The sequence below is a fragment of the Geoanaerobacter pelophilus genome (genome assembly GCF_018476885.1).
Taxonomy (GTDB): Bacteria; Desulfobacterota; Desulfuromonadia; order Geobacterales; family DSM-12255; genus Geoanaerobacter; species Geoanaerobacter pelophilus.
Map to the genome: position 1 here is coordinate 226,427 of NZ_JAHCVJ010000005.1, position 16,789 is coordinate 243,215.

13 protein-coding genes are annotated in these 16,789 nt (G+C 53.7%); 10 read left to right on the plus strand and 3 right to left on the minus strand.

Features of this window, described 5'->3' with window-relative positions; translation table 11 throughout:
• Position 1: 1 nt before the first annotated feature.
• Both KI809_RS13345 and KI809_RS13350 read left to right on the plus strand, forming a co-directional pair.
• Positions 2 to 805, plus strand: a complete 804-nt coding sequence (locus KI809_RS13345; RefSeq protein ID WP_214172064.1) for a citryl-CoA lyase — start codon at positions 2 to 4, stop codon at positions 803 to 805.
• Positions 802 to 1,620 (plus strand): citrate synthase family protein, encoded by an 819-nt coding sequence (locus tag KI809_RS13350; protein WP_214172065.1) that lies wholly within the window; start codon positions 802 to 804, stop codon positions 1,618 to 1,620. The genes KI809_RS13345 and KI809_RS13350 overlap by 4 nt, the downstream gene beginning before the upstream one ends.
• A 4-nt stretch (positions 1,621 to 1,624) precedes the next feature.
• Here KI809_RS13350 and KI809_RS13355 read toward each other — a convergent pair whose 3' ends face one another.
• On the minus strand, positions 1,625 to 3,733 hold the full coding sequence (locus tag KI809_RS13355; RefSeq protein WP_214172066.1) for a TonB-dependent receptor plug domain-containing protein: 2,109 nt from the start codon (positions 3,731 to 3,733) through the stop codon (positions 1,625 to 1,627).
• 437 nt (positions 3,734 to 4,170) lie between these two features.
• Here KI809_RS13355 and KI809_RS13360 point away from each other — a divergent pair, with 437 nt between their 5' ends.
• Positions 4,171 to 4,935, plus strand: a complete 765-nt coding sequence (locus tag KI809_RS13360; RefSeq protein WP_214172067.1) for a substrate-binding domain-containing protein — start codon at positions 4,171 to 4,173, stop codon at positions 4,933 to 4,935.
• Positions 4,936 to 5,027: 92 nt separating this feature from the next.
• The gene (locus tag KI809_RS13365) at positions 5,028 to 7,472 is read left to right on the plus strand and encodes a methyl-accepting chemotaxis protein (protein WP_214172068.1); all 2,445 of its coding nucleotides are present in this window, start codon (positions 5,028 to 5,030) and stop codon (positions 7,470 to 7,472) included.
• A 110-nt stretch (positions 7,473 to 7,582) separates the two neighbouring features.
• On the opposite strand, the gene KI809_RS13370 is transcribed toward KI809_RS13365, so the two are convergent.
• Both KI809_RS13370 and msrA read right to left on the minus strand, forming a co-directional pair.
• On the minus strand, positions 7,583 to 10,201 hold the full coding sequence (locus KI809_RS13370; RefSeq protein ID WP_214172069.1) for a bifunctional diguanylate cyclase/phosphodiesterase: 2,619 nt from the start codon (positions 10,199 to 10,201) through the stop codon (positions 7,583 to 7,585).
• Positions 10,194 to 10,748 carry a peptide-methionine (S)-S-oxide reductase MsrA gene (gene msrA, locus KI809_RS13375; RefSeq protein ID WP_214172070.1) on the minus strand — a complete coding sequence of 185 codons (555 nt, stop codon included), beginning with the start codon at positions 10,746 to 10,748 and terminating at the stop codon, positions 10,194 to 10,196. Before msrA ends, KI809_RS13370 begins: the two co-directional genes overlap by 8 nt.
• 150 nt (positions 10,749 to 10,898) lie before the next feature.
• Between msrA and glpK the strand changes: the two genes are divergently transcribed.
• The 6 genes from glpK to KI809_RS13405 all read left to right on the plus strand — a co-directional run bounded on the left by glpK (position 10,899) and on the right by KI809_RS13405 (position 16,789).
• The gene (gene glpK, locus KI809_RS13380; RefSeq protein ID WP_214172071.1) at positions 10,899 to 12,389 is read left to right on the plus strand and encodes a glycerol kinase GlpK; all 1,491 of its coding nucleotides are present in this window, start codon (positions 10,899 to 10,901) and stop codon (positions 12,387 to 12,389) included.
• 33 nt (positions 12,390 to 12,422) lie between these two features.
• Positions 12,423 to 12,905, plus strand: coding sequence for a DUF2127 domain-containing protein (locus tag KI809_RS13385; RefSeq protein ID WP_214172072.1), 483 nt, complete (start codon positions 12,423 to 12,425; stop codon positions 12,903 to 12,905).
• Positions 12,906 to 12,939: 34 nt separating this feature from the next.
• Positions 12,940 to 13,698, plus strand: a complete 759-nt coding sequence (locus tag KI809_RS13390; protein ID WP_214172073.1) for an acyl-[acyl-carrier-protein] thioesterase — start codon at positions 12,940 to 12,942, stop codon at positions 13,696 to 13,698.
• Positions 13,699 to 13,868: 170 nt separating this feature from the next.
• Positions 13,869 to 14,204 carry a hypothetical protein gene (locus KI809_RS13395; RefSeq protein ID WP_214172074.1) on the plus strand — a complete coding sequence of 112 codons (336 nt, stop codon included), beginning with the start codon at positions 13,869 to 13,871 and terminating at the stop codon, positions 14,202 to 14,204.
• A 157-nt stretch (positions 14,205 to 14,361) separates the two neighbouring features.
• Positions 14,362 to 15,372: a glycosyltransferase family 2 protein gene (locus tag KI809_RS13400; RefSeq protein WP_214172075.1), complete on the plus strand. Its 1,011-nt coding sequence runs from the start codon at positions 14,362 to 14,364 to the stop codon at positions 15,370 to 15,372.
• Entirely contained in the window at positions 15,338 to 16,789 is a 1,452-nt protein-coding gene (locus KI809_RS13405; protein ID WP_214172076.1) for an NDP-hexose 2,3-dehydratase family protein, read from the plus strand. The genes KI809_RS13400 and KI809_RS13405 overlap by 35 nt, the downstream gene beginning before the upstream one ends.

Genomic DNA, 16,789 nt, shown 5'->3' on the forward strand with positions numbered 1-16,789 from the left:
TATGAGTGACGAGAAACCTGCCGAACAGATTCGAACCCGTATCTGGCTGGAAGAACCGGAGCCGGACAACCCCTTTGCGACCAGGGCTGCTTACTGCCATGGCTATGATGTTTACGGCGCTATGCTTGGCCAGGCTCGCTGGGTGGAGATGCTCTATTTGCTCTTTCGCGGCGATGCCCCAACACCTGCTCAGTCTGAACTGCTTGAAGCTGTTGCTGTGGCTCTGGCCAACCCAGGCCCGCGCGACCCATCGGTGCATGCCGCCATGTGCGGCGGTGTCGGCGGGTCAACGGCTGCCGCTTCCTTGATTGCTGCCCTGGCTGTTGGCGCGGGACAACTCTCCGGAGGCCGCGAACTGTTGCTGTCCATGGAGGCGTGGCACAGTTGCGGCATGGACCTTGATGCCTGGCAGCGCCGGATGACTGCCCCTGGCGACGACACGGCCTCAATCTGGCCGACACCGGAACACCCGCCCGGATTCGACCCGCACGGCGTCACCACGACCACCATCGTGAAGCAAACCATTGCCTGTCTTGCCGCTATGAGCACCGGGCCCCGGCTTCCCTGGCTTGAGGAAAACCTGTCAAGCCTTGAGGCTGCTGCAGGCTGCCCCTTGGCCATGAGCGGTGTGGCGGCAGCAGCATTCTCTGACCTTGGATTTTCCCCGGAGCAGGGGGAGATGCTCTTCCTGTTGTTGCGCCTGCCCGGAGCCGCAGCCCATGCCCTGGAACAGTGGAAGTATGGCCACAAGAAATTTCCGTTTTTCAAGATAGAGCTTGAAAGCGACTCCGAGGAGGTCAAATGAACGGGCCCGAACTTTTGCAGCAGCATGCCGATTGCCTGAAGAGCCGTATGGGGGGCTGCTTCCCCGGTGAACGAGCGGTGTTCCGCGGCCATGACCTACATGTGGAACTGAAAGATATGGATTGGGTCGAGCTCTATGTCTTCGGCATCACCGGTCGCCGCTTTACCAGGGAGCAACTGCGGCTGATGCATGCGATCTGGGTCTATACAAGTTATCCGGATGCCCGCATCTGGAACAACCGGGTGGCTGCCTTGGCAGGCAGCGCGCGCAGCACCGGAACCTTGGGGGTAGCTGCGGCACTTGCAGTTTCCGAGGCCTCAATTTACGGACGTGGCATAGATATCAAGGCAGTTGAATTTATTATTACTACTCGCAAGGAGTTGGACAACGGAGCCGAGCTTGCCGACTGCGTGCAGAAGGAGTTGAAAAAACACCGAGGCATCGCCGGCTTTGGGCGACCCCTTGCATCCGGTGATGAGCGCATCGCCCCAATTATGGCTCTGGCTCGCTCGCTCGGACTTGACCAGGGACCACATTTGCGGCTGGCCTTTACGGTTAACGAATTCTTGCTCTCCGGCCGTTGGCGGCTCGGCATGAATTTCGGCGCCATTGCCGCCGCCTTAGGCGCTGATCTGGGTTTGTCGACTCGCGAATATTATCTGTTTGTCTTCCCGGCATTCCTGGCCGGCATGCCGCCATGCTTCATTGAGAGCGCTCAACAACCCGAGGGGACTCTTTTCCCATTATCATGCGGCCATATCCTCTACGAAGGGGCGCAAAAACGAGCGTGGAATCCCTCGCAGTCTAAACCGTAACAGGCTAAAACTTGTAACTTGCTGATACTAAAAATGAAATCCCTTCGCGAGGGAAATCGCCCGGAACTTTTGGCCCGGTCCCGGCAAGGTTCAGTGCGCCACCGGAGGTGTCCGGGTCCTTGTAACGCTGATCAAATAGATTGCGAACCGCTGCCTGGATTTCCAGAGTTTCAAAAAAATTCTTCAGCGTCACTGCCAGATCTACAGTGGTATAGGACGCCATCTCCGGCCGGTTGTCCCCCTGTGGTCGGGGGCGCGGTCCAGTCCAGAGCAGGTTGGTGTGCAGGTTAAGGTATTTTGTCAGGGCATAATTCACTATGCCTGAGGCACGGTGTGCCGGCACATAGGGGAGCCGTTGATCGGTATTGGCGTCGCGCGGGTCCTGCCAGGCATAGGCCAGTTTCCAGTAGATGTCAGCCCCGTAAGCGCCGTTTACACCCATCTCAACCCCCTGGGTCTGCGACTTGCCGATATTGGCATTGATGGCTGGCGTGGTTGTGGTATCCCAGCCGACCTGGTCGTCGATGGTGCTGTAGAAATAGTTCATATCAGCAGCAAAATAGCGGTTTAGGCGCCAGGCCAAGCCGGCCTCGTAAGTCTCGATCCGTTCCGGCTTGAGGTTGGGATTGCCGACCACCACCGGGTTATTGATATTGTATAGTTCCTGGAAGTTTGGGGCGCGGAATGCCTGGCCATAGAGCAGCTTCAGGTCGGCATTCTCCAGGAAGCTCCAAACCAATCCGACCCGCGGATTGAAAGTATCGCCGAAGTCGCTGTAATGATCGTAGCGTGCTCCGGCAGTCAGGTTGACCTGCTCCAATAACTGCCATTCGTCCTGCAGGTAGGTGGCAAAGATCTGGCGGGTGGCATCCTTGTTCCAGTTGGCAACTTCCTGTACCGAGCCGAGAGGGGCGCCGGTAGTCGGGTTGAAGTTGGCCAGTTGCTTGACATCGTACTGACTCAATACCTCGTAAGACAGCCCTGCAATCAGATGGTTGCCGGAGAAAAGGTCCCAATCCATCTGCAGTTCGCCGCCAATGGTGCGGTTTTTCAGTTTAGGGTCTCCGATCATCCCATCAGGAAAAACGCCGGCAAAGCCGTTCGGATAAATCTTTACCTGTCCGTTTTGATCGTAATAGTCATAATAGAGTTTCAGGTTCGCCGAAAGCCCATCCACAAGTTGTAAGCCGTAAGCCAATTCACCCCAGTAGGTGTCGAGATTGCCGCCTTTGCCATCGGTAAGGGCCGATGCCAAACCTATATAATTGTTTTCCTGCTGGGTATAGTAATGGCCGCGGAAGGTTAGATCGCCGTAGCCAACTTTTAGGAAGGCGTCTGTCTGCTTGGATTCTAGGCTCGGTGCTCCCGGGGCTTTTGAAAAGGGAGTGCCGGTCAAGGTATCGGCCTCGACAGTCAGCTTCGGTCCGTCGGTCTGAAAATAATCCAGGCTGCCTGAAGCCGTAAATTTGTCACCAATCGCCTTGCCCCCGACCAGGTTGCCCTTCCAGGTATCGAAACTGCCACCACCAGCTTTGAGTTCAACCCCGTCGATTTCCTCGGCATTGCGGGTGATGATGTTGATGGTGGCCACAAAGGCGCTATTGCCATAGAGGGCCGAACCCGGCCCACGCACTACCTCAACCTGTTTGATATTCTCCATCGGCAGTTTGTTGGCGACGTTGTACACCAGGGCGCTACCGTTGGTATTCCTGTTCAGGGAATGGCCGTCGATCATCACCAGGATCTTTTCGCTGGCACCGGTCCTGATGCCGCGTACTTCGACCATGTGGGTGCCCCACTCATTGGTCGAGATACCGAAGCCGGGCACCATCTTCAAAACATCCTCAAGGTTGCGCGCTCCCATGTTCCTGATCTCGTCGGCAGTGATAATGGTGGCAATGGCCGGAGCTTTGCGCAGCGTGGTGTGGCGCTTGGTGGCAGTGACCAGGTCCTGCTCCTCGAAAAACATCAGCAGTTCCTGAGCTTCGGTTGGAGTGCTACGTTCCTCCACCTGGGTTGACGGCTCCAGAAGGGGATCAGCCCCTTTAGCCGTTGAGTTTCCTGCCATGGCCAGCGCGCATGTCACAACAGCAATCAACGCCTTCTTTTTCATATTCCGCTCCATTGAAAATGAATATCTGCCAAATCACATTACATATTCCACTGTACGCTAGTGCTAAACTTGATTTTCATTAAAGCAATTCGGCGACTTATACTTTAGTTGCTGTCAAATGAAAACGATAACCGCGTATCAGTATAACCAGCTTTTGGGTGTATTCAAGAAACGGTTGATAATTTCAATTGATTTTTCATCTATTAGTATTCAAGAGGCTTTATGACGGTCTGGCAATGGTAGCAGTATTTGAAGCTGTGTTTGAATTGTAAAAAGCATGTAATAAATAGGTACCTGTGTCGTTCGTGAACGTGCCGGATGCAGACAATCTGCCCATTTGGTTTTTGAAGCAACAAGAGGAATTTTGTCCTAAAGATTTCCTCCCAAAAGGCGATTAGGAAAAGACAAGAATTCTACACGCTTGCCAGGAGGGGATTATGAAAAGAATGCTGAAGCCGTTTGCTATCGGTGCTGCACTGTTTGCGCTATGTTCCGGGTCATGTTTGGCAGAAGAGATAAAAATCTCCGCCGGCGGGGCTCCGGCTGACAGTATTATCAAGCCGATCACCGCACCATTCGAGAAGGCCACTGGTGACAAGATCAACCTGATTTTCGGCGGCGCCACCATATCATTCAAGGTTTTCGACCGCGGTGATTCCGAAGTGGTCTTTGCCGGCTCATCGTTTGATGATCTTCTTGCCGCACTTAAGAAGGAGAACTATGAGGTCAAGGACAAGTCGGTCTACCATGTAGAGACCATCGGCAAGAGCCAGATCTATGTTGCCATTAATAAGGACAATCCGGTAAAGGCACTCACGAAGGAGCAGATCAAAGGGATCTATACCGGCAAGATCCAGAACTGGAAAGAGGTCGGCGGCAATGATGACGCGATCATGGCCATCATCTCCACGCAAAACCCGGCAACCATGGGGGCGTTCAAAAAGATGGCCCTTGATGGCGCCGATTACCTGAAAGACAATCTTGATGTCCCGACATACCCCGAAATCACCAATACCATTGCTGCCAATCCCAACGCTATCGGCTTCGGTCCCTACTCCCTGAGTGCCCAGGGAAACAAGATTCCCCAGATGCCGGAGTTTGTCCGGCCAGTGGTTGCAGTGACCAAAGGGAGCCCCAGTGCCAAGATCAAGCGGTTGCTGGATTTCATCAAAGGCGATGGCCAGAAATATGTAAAACCCTGAACCTTCGTTCGATCGGGAGGTGCGGGTAATGCACCTCCCTCTTTTATCCGGTATGCTGGTGTCAGCATTGATTGCCGTTAAGGAGTTGCACCATGAAGATCAGGTCAAAGTTGCTCATAAACACCCTGTTTGTGCTGGCGATTGCGTCTACAGTCGCTATCACCAGCATTGTCGGGATGTCGAAGGTGCGGGCCACTCTTCGGGAACTGACCCAGAAGAGCACCCCTTTCCAGATAAAGACCATGGAAGCCCAGCGCTCGCTGCATGCTGCGCTGGCTGAACTGGCCAGTCTTGAGGGGACCCAGAATGAAGCAGCTTTTCAGGCGGCAAAAAGTCGTGGCGAAACTGCGGTTGCTGAAGCCATCAAGGCTCAGAACGAACTTGCCGCGATGAGCGGCGAGAAGGCTGAGACCAAGCTGAAAACTGTTGCTGACGAACTTGTCTCCCTGACCGGCCAGCGCCTTGCGGCAGAGGCCGCAGCTCAGCAGGTCTCTCAGAAGATCGGCCAGGAGTTGACCGGTGTCAGGCAGCGGTTGAACGCCTTGGACAAGCGGGTAAGAGGGTTGCAGTCCACCACCAGCCGCGCCTACTCCCAGTCGGTGGCTGCGACTGGAAAGGTTTCCTCTAATCTGCGCAATGTCGAGATGTTGCGCTTGACTTTGAAGGACATGCAGCTCGCTTTCAATGATCTTCAGAGGGCAAATACGAAAAAATCGATCATGCTGGCCCAAGGAAGATTCAATTCGGCGCTCAATAAGGCGAAGAGCAGCGAGCATGCGAAGAGCAATCCAGGGCTTGCCGAAGACATGAAGATGACGCAGGTCAAAACGACTGAGTTGATTAAAGAGCTCAATGCTCTTGTCGCTGCCGACGGCAAGGGCGATACTGCCGCACGCGACAGGCTTATCGCTGAGGCTGGAGAGAAGATCGGCGCCTCGCTTATTATGGTTGAGCAGGAGATCAACTCCTCGTCGCAAAATTATCAGAATGAAACGGCCCGCCAGGAAGGGCTTTATTCAAACAGCGGCGACTCGACCAATGTTTTGGTTGCCAATGCCGCCTTCCTTTCCCAGGCGATGTTGTTAGATGGTTTGACTAGCAGGGTTTTCATTGCCAACACACTGAAAGAGGTGGAAGAACTCAAAGCTCAGATCCAGTCGGTTAGAAAGGAGCTGGCAGTTTCGCGCAAGGCTCTGGAAGGATATTTGAGGAAACTGAAGGCCAAAGAAGAGCTCAACATGCTCAGTAACGGGGCTACTGCGCTTGCCGCAGTGGAAGAGATGATCGTCTCTGACAGCGGCGTGATCGCCCGGATTTCCAAGAGGATTGAGCTGAAGGCGCGGGCGGCCGCTGCATCCGCCGAACTCCGGAAATACGCCGAAGAGCAGGCGGCAATCGGTCGTAAGAATATTGAAGGGGCCCAGGCAACCCAGGAAAAATCGGTATCTTCATTGAACAACGTTGTTAAGTCGAGCACCCTTCTTGTCGGAATCATCTGGGTCGTTGCCGCGCTTGCCGGGTCATTCTTCGGCATCTGGATCTACCGCTCCGTTACGTCTCCTTTGAAAAAACTGATCTCTGCCGCTGATACCATCGCCTCGGGAGATCTCAGGGTGGATCTCTCCGGCGCTTCCAATGACGAGATGGGTAATGTCCAGAGTTCCATGTTTACTATGTCGGGTGGGCTCCACGGCATGGTTGAAGAGCTACGGGGGGCGGTCAAGCGGCTCGATGACAACAGCGGTCATCTCAATAAGGCCGCCATGGACGTTGGTGACGGGGCAGAGAAACAGGCCTCGACTGTCACCCAGACCAAAGAGGCCATGGTGCAGATGGTCCAGGTTTCGGCGGAAATGGCCCGCGATGCCTCTTCCGTTGCCGATGCTGCCAACGAAATGCGAAAAATGGCGGAATCCGGCGCGACGACAATTATGGAGACCGCTTCCGAACTCGACTCCTTTATTATCGGTGTTGAAGAGTCAGGCAAAAAGATTGAATCGCTTGGCGCCAAGTCTGAACAGATCGGGGAGATTCTGGACCTGATCAAAGGGGTGGCTGACCAGACCAACCTGCTTGCTCTCAATGCGGCCATCGAAGCTGCACGGGCCGGAGAAATGGGGAGAGGTTTTGCCGTGGTCGCTGACGAGGTCCGATCGCTGGCCGAACGCACGACGAGCGCCACCAATGATATTGGCGTGATGATCAAGGACATGCAGGAGGGGGTCAAGATTTCGGTCGCCGGCATGCTTGAGGAAAAACGTGGCGTTGCCAAGCTCAAAGAAAAGACCTCTGCCGCCTTGACCTCAATCGGGACCATCTCTTCTTCTGTGACCAACGTTGCCGAAATGATTCAACGAATGGCCACTGCGTCCGAGGAGCAGTCAGCCACTGCGGAAACTGTGTCGCGCGACATGGAAAGCATGGCCGGCATTGCCGGCGATCTGGTCGGGACCGTATCAGAGATCAAGACTGCCATCGATACCATGAATGGAGTCATTACCGATCTTGACCGGGTGATTGAGAAGTTCAAGGTTTGAGGGCCAGCGATACTTCGCTGGCAAGAATGATTCCTGAAGGCTGCCCGAAACCGGGCAGCCTTTTTTTATCAGCTGCCTGAAAAGGCTAAAGCGAAACAGTCTGTGGAGGCTTATCGGTTTTTATACTTCAACAGCGTGCAGCCTTTTCTCCGGAATGATTCGAGGAAATCGGTTAGGCCCTCTGCTGTCTGCGGTTTACAGAATAAATAACCCTGGATCTCCTCACATCCCCCTTTTTTGAGTAAATCCAACTGCTCAAGAGTTTCAACCCCTTCAGCAACAACGTTGAGATTCATATGATGGGCCATGGCGATAATTGTTGCCACTATTGCGGCATCCTCGGTCCGTTCCACAACATCGTCGACAAACGACTTGTCTATCTTCAGCGTATCAATCGGGAAGCGTTTCAGGTAGTTGAGTGACGAATAGCCTGTGCCGAAATCGTCGATGCTGATAGTGACCCCCATGGCCTTAAGGCGCTGCAGAATGGTGATAGTCTCACTTATATTGTGGGTCAGGGCGCTTTCCGTTATTTCCAGGTCGACAAATTGGGCAGGGAGCCCGCATTTTTCTATAATATCGGCAATTCTATCCACAAATTCCGGTCGGACAAACTGTCTTGTCGAAATGTTAACCGAAACCCGCAATGACGCATGACCCATATTGTGCCAGATGAGGGTTTGCTTACAAGCTGTCTCAAGCACCCACTCTCCGATCTGGACAATCAACCCGGAAGCTTCGGCTATTGGGATGAACTCTGCCGGAGACACCATTCCCAATGAGTCATTATGCCAGCGGATCAACGCCTCTAAGCCGTTTATGGTGCCGGAGCGGATATCGAGTTTTGGCTGGTAATGAAGCTGCATTTCATTCCGTTCAAGAGCGCGGCGCATCTGCGTTTCTACCCTTAGTCGGGAATTCATTTTCAGGTTCATCTCCTCGGCGAAAAACTGGAATCCATTTCTGCCGAGCTCCTTGGCATTGTACATGGCGGTGTCGGCTTTTTTCACAAGGACATCGATACTGTCGCCGTCATCAGGGAACACCGCTATGCCGACGCTGGCAGTCATGAAATAATCCCGATCCTGGATGACAAACGGAATGGCCAGAAGGCCGCTGAAATTTTCCGCGACAGTTATTATGTCGCTCATGTTGGAGATGCAGGTGAGCAGGATGACAAACTCGTCGCCACCGAACCGGGCAAGGGTATCGGAACTCCGCACAAAGGAAAGAAGGCGGTTTGCTACGCTTTTGAGCAGCATGTCGCCGGTAGCATGCCCCATGGTATCGTTGACGACTTTGAAATGATCGAGATCAATCAGAAGCAGGGCTACCAAGTCTCCACGACGACGGGCACCGGTGATGGCCTGAACCATCCGATCATTGAGCAGGGACCTGTTTGGGAGGCCGGTAAGCTGGTCATGCGTTGCCTGGTGCAGCAGTTCGTCCTGAAACCGGCGCTGCATTGAGATGTCGTGGAACATGTAACAGTCTGCAGTTCCGGTTTCTGTTGGAATGGAAGTGATAGAGATTTCCGATACTAATTTTGTCCCATCCCGGTGAATCAGTGACAGTTCCCGTTTTTCGTGCTTTGCTCGCTCGATGGTTTCGTCAATCGATGATTTGTCGCCATTAATAAAGGTAAAGGCTGAGGTTCCGACCAAGTCCTGCAGCGATTGGCCGACAAGCAGGCAAAAAGCAGGATTTGCGTCCAGGACGATGTGCGTGCCCGGGTCAACAAGAAGAATTCCCTGATCGGTTCGTTCTACCACGAGCCGGTGGCGTTCTTCAGACCGTTCAGTTTCCTTATGCGAGTCGGCAAGGCGCCTGACGCTCCAGGCGAAAATTCCGGTTACCATGCCTCCGCAGATGATAATCCAGCCCAAAAAGTAGGCGACTGATTTTTCTCCTTCATGATAGATGCTTCTGTGGGCGTCTACTCTCAGAATCAGTGCCGGCTCTCCAGATAATCCCGCGAGCATGGTGTAGCCGTAAATCTGTCCGCTCTGGTCAGTTTTCAGAGCCAGCTTTTGGCCCGCAGCCAGCAGTTGTCTCACCTGGGCGAACTCTTCGCTTTGAGGTTTGTTGTCGATCGCAACAATTTTGAGCGGCAGCTTTAGATTGTCGGCAATTCTTGCGACCGTTTTGGGTGACAGAAACCGGCCCATTACCAAGGTTCCCTTGATCGGTCCCTTGTAGCTGCTGGTTATGACAGGCTTTGCCACAACCAGCAGCACCCCCTCGGGAAGATTCAGGATGCCGAAGCGATTGTCGCTCGGCGCAGCAAAGTTGGTCAGTGTCTGGGTGTGGACGAGATGCTCGCGTAGGGAGGCGGGGAATTTGGCTCCTATCCCGTGATCCAGGTCGTAAGCTCCTTCGTAAACTGGCGCGCCTTGGAAGTCGTAGTAGGAAAGAACGCTCAATCTCAGTTTTGCAAAGGTTTCCGGCGATAGGTTGTCTACAATGAATTTGTTGTTGCGATCCTGAACGAATTTGTAGGCATCGTCCCACCCTGAATAATCACTACAGAGAGTATTGAGATGGTCGATATCCTCGCTGATGAGCCTGACGGCTCGATCTACGTTTCGCTGCATCTCTCTTTTTTCGAGCTGGATAAAGCTTTCAATTATGAAAAACCGCGCTCCAGCACAGATCAGAATAAGAGTCAGACCGAAGACAACAATTGGCAAAGGGAGCTTACGGATGGCTTTGGGCACTTGCCTAGTCAAGAGATGACCCTTTCAGCCGGTTGCTGAAGTTCTTTTGCAGCTTGCTGATCTTGGGGTCTATGACCAAGCGGCAGTATGGCTGGTGAGGGTTCAGGCGGTAGTAATCCTGGTGGTAATCTTCCGCAGGGTAAAAGACGTCGAAGGGGACGATCTCGGTAACGATCGGATCGGGCCAGAGCTTGGCCGCTTCGGCTGCCGCCAAGGATTGTTCGGCAACCTCCCGTTGTTTGCTGTCGTGGTAGAAGATGGCAGAGCGATATTGGCTGCCGATGTCGGCACCCTGGCGGTTCAAGGTGGTCGGGTCGTGAATCCGCCAAAAAACATCGAGCAGGTCGTCAAAAGAGATAATGTCAGGATCAAAGTTGATCTGCACCGCCTCGGCATGGCCGGTCTCGCCGCTGCAGACATCATTGTAGCTAGGTTTTGCGATATCTCCCCCGCTATAACCCGAGACAACGCTCTCCACTCCCTTTAACCTGGTAAATACCGCCTCAACACACCAGAAACAACCGGCAGCCAGTGTTGCGATCTCTAATTGTTTCGCCATGGTGTAAGCCCCGTTCTGTTAGCCCTTGTTGCAATGATACCAGAAAAAAGGCCGATTCAAAAAAATCCATGTAATGACCTGTTGCGCTTGGTCGCAAGGGATGGTTAAGTGTTAATTACGGTCGGCTGGTACTTAACTGCGGGAGGTGTCATGAGCAGCGTTATTCTTGCCCTTGATCAAGGGACTACCAGTTCCCGGGCCATAGTGTTTGATATTCGGGGGGAAGTACGTGCCGTTGCCCAGCATGAATTTCGCCAGATTTTCCCTCAGCCCGGCTGGGTTGAGCACGACGGCAGGGAGATCTGGTCGTCTCAGGCCGGGGTTGCTGCCGAGGCGCTGGCCAGTGCCGGGGTGTCTCCGCGGGATGTGGCGGCAATAGGGATTGCCAATCAGCGGGAGACCACTCTTCTCTGGGACCGCAAGAGCGGGGAACCGTTGCATAATGCCATTGTCTGGCAGGATCGGCGGACTGCGCAGCATTGCGACCGGCTTAAGCAGGATGGGCTGGAGCCGATTTTCCGGGCAAAAACCGGGCTGGTGCTCGATGCCTACTTTTCCGGGACCAAACTGACCTGGCTGCTGGACAATATCCCAGGGGCCAGGGAGCGGGCAGAGGCAGGCGACCTGGCGTTCGGCACCGTAGATAGCTGGCTGGCCTGGAACCTCTCCGGCGGCAGGTTGCATATCACCGATGCCAGCAACGCCTCGCGCACCCTGATGTTCAATATCCATTCGCTTGAGTGGGATAAGGAACTGCTCGACATTTTGCGGATCCCGGCTGCGCTGTTGCCTAAGGTGGTTGATTCCAGCTCAGTCTATGGCTGCTGCTCGGGCAATATCTTTGAATCTATCCCCATCGGCGGCATGGCGGGCGACCAGCAGGCTGCGCTCTTTGGTCAGGGTTGCGGTAAAGAGGGGATGGCGAAAAATACCTATGGCACCGGCTGCTTCATGCTGATGCATACCGGGGCACGACCGGTTACTTCTGGGCATAACCTCCTCACCACCGTGGCCTGGCAGATCAATGGCGCGGCTGAATATGCCCTGGAAGGATCTGTGTTTATCGCCGGAGCCGCAGTGCAGTGGCTTCGGGACGGGCTGGGGATAATCCGCGACTCAGCCGAGGTTGAGGCGTTGGCCGCAACTGTTACCGATAACGGCGGTGTCTATTTCGTGCCGGCATTTTCAGGGCTGGGTGCTCCTCACTGGGACCCATATGCGCGGGGAACCATTGTCGGTATCAGCCGGGGCACCACTGCGGCCCACATTGCGCGTGCCGTGCTGGAAAGCATCGCCTTCCAGACGGATGACCTCCGTGCTGCCATGGAGTCAGATTCCGGGGTTCTGCTATCCGAGCTGCGTGTTGATGGCGGCGCGTCGGTCAACAATCTGCTGCTGCAGTTTCAGGCCGACTTGCTCGGGGTCAATGTGGTTCGCCCCATGGTCCGGGAAACCACGGCGCTTGGCGCGGCATACCTCGCCGGTCTCGCGGTCGGCTTCTGGAGTGATCGGAACGAAATTGAGCGTTTCTGGCAACGTGATCGTCTCTTTACTCCCCTGATGGCGTCTGATAGGGTAAGCATGCTCAAACAATTCTGGGCAAAAGGGCTGGGCCGGTCCATGGGCTGGGACGCCCCCTGAACAGCAACAACAGGCAACCATTCGGTGACTGTAATGGCCAGGAAGAAGAAACGGAAACAACTCGGAACCGGCGGACTGCATCTGGTTGCCCTTTTTGAAGGGGCTAAAGGGGTGCTTGTTCTTGTGACCGGCTTCGGCCTCCTGGCGTACATCCACAAAGACGTCCATGAGGCGGCAGTCCAGCTTGTCCGGCATTTTCACCTGAATCCCGCCAGTCATTACCCCCGCGTTTTCCTTGACCTTATGGAGCGGGTCCATAGCCCTCAGCTGTGGGCTATGGCAGGTGCGGCACTGCTCTATGCTTCTGTGCGCATTGCCGAAGCAATAGGGCTTTGGTTGCGCCAGCGCTGGGCCGAGTGGTTCGGCGTGTTGACCGGGGGGATCTATATCCCGGTCGAGATCTATGAAGTTACCCGGAGTGTTACCTGGCCCAAGGTCACGGTGCTCCTGGTAAACGGGCTGATCGTGGCGTATCTGATAGTGGAAGTGTCGCGTTCCGGCAAGAAACGGTTGTGAAGTTCGGAGGTTTTTCTGTGTGGGGCAAAGATCAATGATGGCACCGATTTTTGAAAAGGGCTTTACCGTAAGGTCCTATGAGGTTGATTCCAAGGGTAGGGTGCGAGTTACCGCCATTCTTAACTATCTGCAGGAAGTAGCCGGTGATCACGCCCGGCTATTGGGGGTTGCGGTACGTGACTTGCTGCCGCAAGGGCTGACTTGGGTCATTTCCCGCATGCATCTTAAGCTGTTTGCCGAAGTTTCTTCCCGCGAAGAGCTGCTGCTACGCACCTGGCCTTCAACACGAGATGCCCGCTTTACCTGCAGAGAATTTGAACTGTCGACAGCAGACGGTCGGTTGCTCGGCGCTGCCACAGCTTCATTTGCCGTACTGGACATTGCTACCCGCAGACCGGTGGAGACCAGTCGGCTCCCAGCTTACCCTTTGGTCGCCAGGCGGGCAATTGTTGATGACTTTGCCACGATCCCGCGCCTTGCCGAGCCGGAATCGGAACTTACATTCCGGGTGGGGAGAGAGGAGCTCGACATCAACAACCATTTGAACAACGTAGTCTACGCAGGCTGGGCATTGGAGACGGTGCCTAAAACGGTTGCGGAGCAAAGCCGGTTGGCTGATCTGGAGATCGTCTTTCGGAGCGAAGCGTTTTATGGCGAAACGGTTGTCGCTCGGTCCTCGATAATGGCTGATGCGGCGCATGACACCTATCTCCACCAGATTGTGCGGGCTGAAGATGGCTTAGAGCTGGCCCGGCTCATATCCCGGTGGCAGCCTGAAGTGGCTGAACACTGAGTATCGCGCATTATCCGGATGACAAGCGGCCTGTATACGGTGAGTCCTGACAATCCCATTGACACGCTACGGTCATTTTGTTAGTTTCTGTCAATCTGGCGGGATCATTGCATCTATATATTTGATTTAAAATGCGATCTTCTCATTAAATTTACTGGTAAGGTAGTTAATTGAAACGGTATACCAACTACAGCCGCATACCGATCTCTCTGGTTTTAGTGATTATCTGCGTAGGTCTTATCTCGCTGGGATTGCGGCTGCCTTCCCTCAGCGGGGTTTCATCCTCCTCAAAACCCAAGCCTCGTCCTCGTGCCACAGTCCAGACCCAGATCAAGACCTGCAAGGAAAAAATATGCCATGTGGCCCAGGATGCCTTGGTTATCAAGGTATTCTCCCTGGCGCCGACTCGCTATATCCTTTTTAGCTGTATCCAGGAAACACCGGTCTGTGAAAGGCCGATCTTTGTCTCACCTGCATCATCCCGCGCTTCCCCATTCTTCTCCTGATTTATGAGCTGTTGACATCTGGCCCAGTTAAATGACGATTGCGCCCTGCAGGTTTCGCCATTTCGAGACTCGAAAATGGTTATTCGCCACAGGGATGCTTCGCAAAACTTGCAAGTTTTTAAACCATGCACGTTTTGCGAACTCATGCGGAGCTAATATGACAACTCTTTCAATTGTAATCCCTGTTTATAATGCAGAGAAGACAATAGAGTCGCTGTGCAACACTCTTATCAGTCTTTATTTAAACAAGTATGACCTTGAGATTGTTTTGGTAAATGACTGCAGCAAAGACAGTACGGATCTGATCTGCCGCAGGATCCAGCTGCAGCATGCGGAAACTATCCAGTACCTTCGGTTGTCCAGAAATTTTGGCGAGCATAATGCCGTAATGGCAGGGTTAAATTATGCAAGCGGCGATTATTGCGTAATTATGGATGACGACTTCCAAAACCCGCCGGAAGAGGTTGGGCGGCTGGTCGAGGAGATCTTAAAAGGGTATGACGTGGTCTATTCCCGCTATCCGACAAAGAACGACCACCTGTTCAGAAATATCGGCAGTAAGATCAATGACAAGATGGCCAATGTAATCCTCAGCAAACCGGCAGGTCTTTACCTCTCCAGCTTCAAGGCAATAAATCGCTTCCTGGTCAATGAAATAGTCAAGTACACCGGTCCGGACCCATACATTGATGCCATAATCCTCCGTTCCACCAGAAGCATCGGCTCGATTGAGGTGCGACATGATCTAAGAAAACAAGGTCGGTCGGGCTATACGTTCATGAAGCTGGTATCGCTCTGGGGCAACATGGTGGTGAGCTACTCGCTTATTCCTCTGCGGATCCTCGGATTATTCGGGTTCATTATGACTCTGATCGGGATCTATTTCGGGGCAAATACCTTGATAGATTACATCTTTCCCAGTATTGACGACCCTACCGAGTTCGAGACCTTAATGTCGGTGACTGCATTTTTCAGGGGATTTCAGCTGCTTGCCATCAGTGTTGTCGGTGAATATGTCGGCAGGGTCTATCTTTCGCTCAATAGTGATCCGCAATTTATTGTGCGGGAAAAGTTTTCGCTACGCAAAAAAAGCCATGTTGTAAGCATTTACCGGGGAGCGGATGGAGACGCCAATGACAGTAGCTCTCGTGCAGCAAAACAGGATTGATCTGGTGCCAGACCAAGGGAAAACGCCGCCTCAGCTCCATGGGCACTCCTTGCCTACCCTTTCCGCTCTTGTCAGGTCCAGGGTTGCCGAGGAGTCTCTTCATGCCGATAAAGCGCTGGATGACTGGATCGATGAGCGCCTGGCCAATCCCAGGCTGACGGTGAGCCAGTTGCCATTGGCCGCGATGAAGCGGTGGGCGATCGATCCCGAGTCCGGTAACATTGTCCATGAAACAGGCCGGTTCTTTACCTTTACCGGGGTCGAGGTTCGGCACAGGACTTCCAGTGGAGAACTGGAGTGGGACCAGCCGATCATTGATCAGCCGGAGTTCGGCATCCTCGGGATTCTTGCCAAAACGATCGATGGCGTCATGCATTTTTGTCTGCAAGCCAAGGAAGAACCGGGCAATATCAACTCCGTCCAACTCTCGCCGACGGTACAGGCTACTTTCAGCAACTACACCTGCGCCCATGGCGGTAATGCTCCGCTGTTTGTTGACTATTTCCTCGCTCCGCAAAGAGAAAATCTGATTTTCGGCAAACTCCAGACCGAAGATGGCGGCCGCTTTCTTTATAAATCCAACAGGAACATGATCGTACGAGTGGGAGATACCGAGCTTGAGCAGCTTCCCGAAGGGTTTATCTGGGTCACGCTCCGGCAGATTGCTCGGCTGATGAAGCAGGACAACCTGATTCACGCCACCACGCGTAGCGTGATCTCAGCACTGTTGCTTCCGGCGCTCGGAGACGCTGACTGCCATAATCCTTTTCCGTGGGATTCTGCAGGGGCTTATGATCTCGCTGAGACCATTCAGTGGCTGGATGACAGAAAAGCCGCCAACCATATGCTGGTTAAGCGGAAAGGGCTGAACTCGCTGAAGGAGTGGTCTCATGGCGATGATGGTGTTTTCATTCATCAGGAAGGGCGATTCTTCAAAATCATGGGGATAGAGGTCGCTGCGAGCGGCAGGGAGGTAGCTGGATGGCACCAGCCGATCATTGCCAATATGCAGCCGGGAGTCATCGGAATGCTGACAAGGATCAGGCAGGGTAAGCGGCACTTTCTCATTCAGGCCAAAGCAGAAGCGGGAAATCGCTCCATAGTGCAGATCGGGCCGACAGTTCAGTTCTCAACGGTCAATTACCAGGACAACCCGAGGCTGCAGAAACCGTTTCTTTACGATGAGTTTGCGAATCCAGGGCGGTTCCCGGTTTTGTCGGAAAGCATGCAGGCAGAAGAAGGCGCCAGGTTTTTCCGGGAAACCAACTGCCATAGGGTACTGCTCCTCCCGGAAAGGACAGAGCTGGATATTCCGGTAGATTTCCGTTGGATATCAGAGGATGCCCTCAGGTTTTTTCTCAATTGGGGAGAGATGGTGAACTCCTGTTCGCGCAGCATTATTGCATGCTTGATTTAG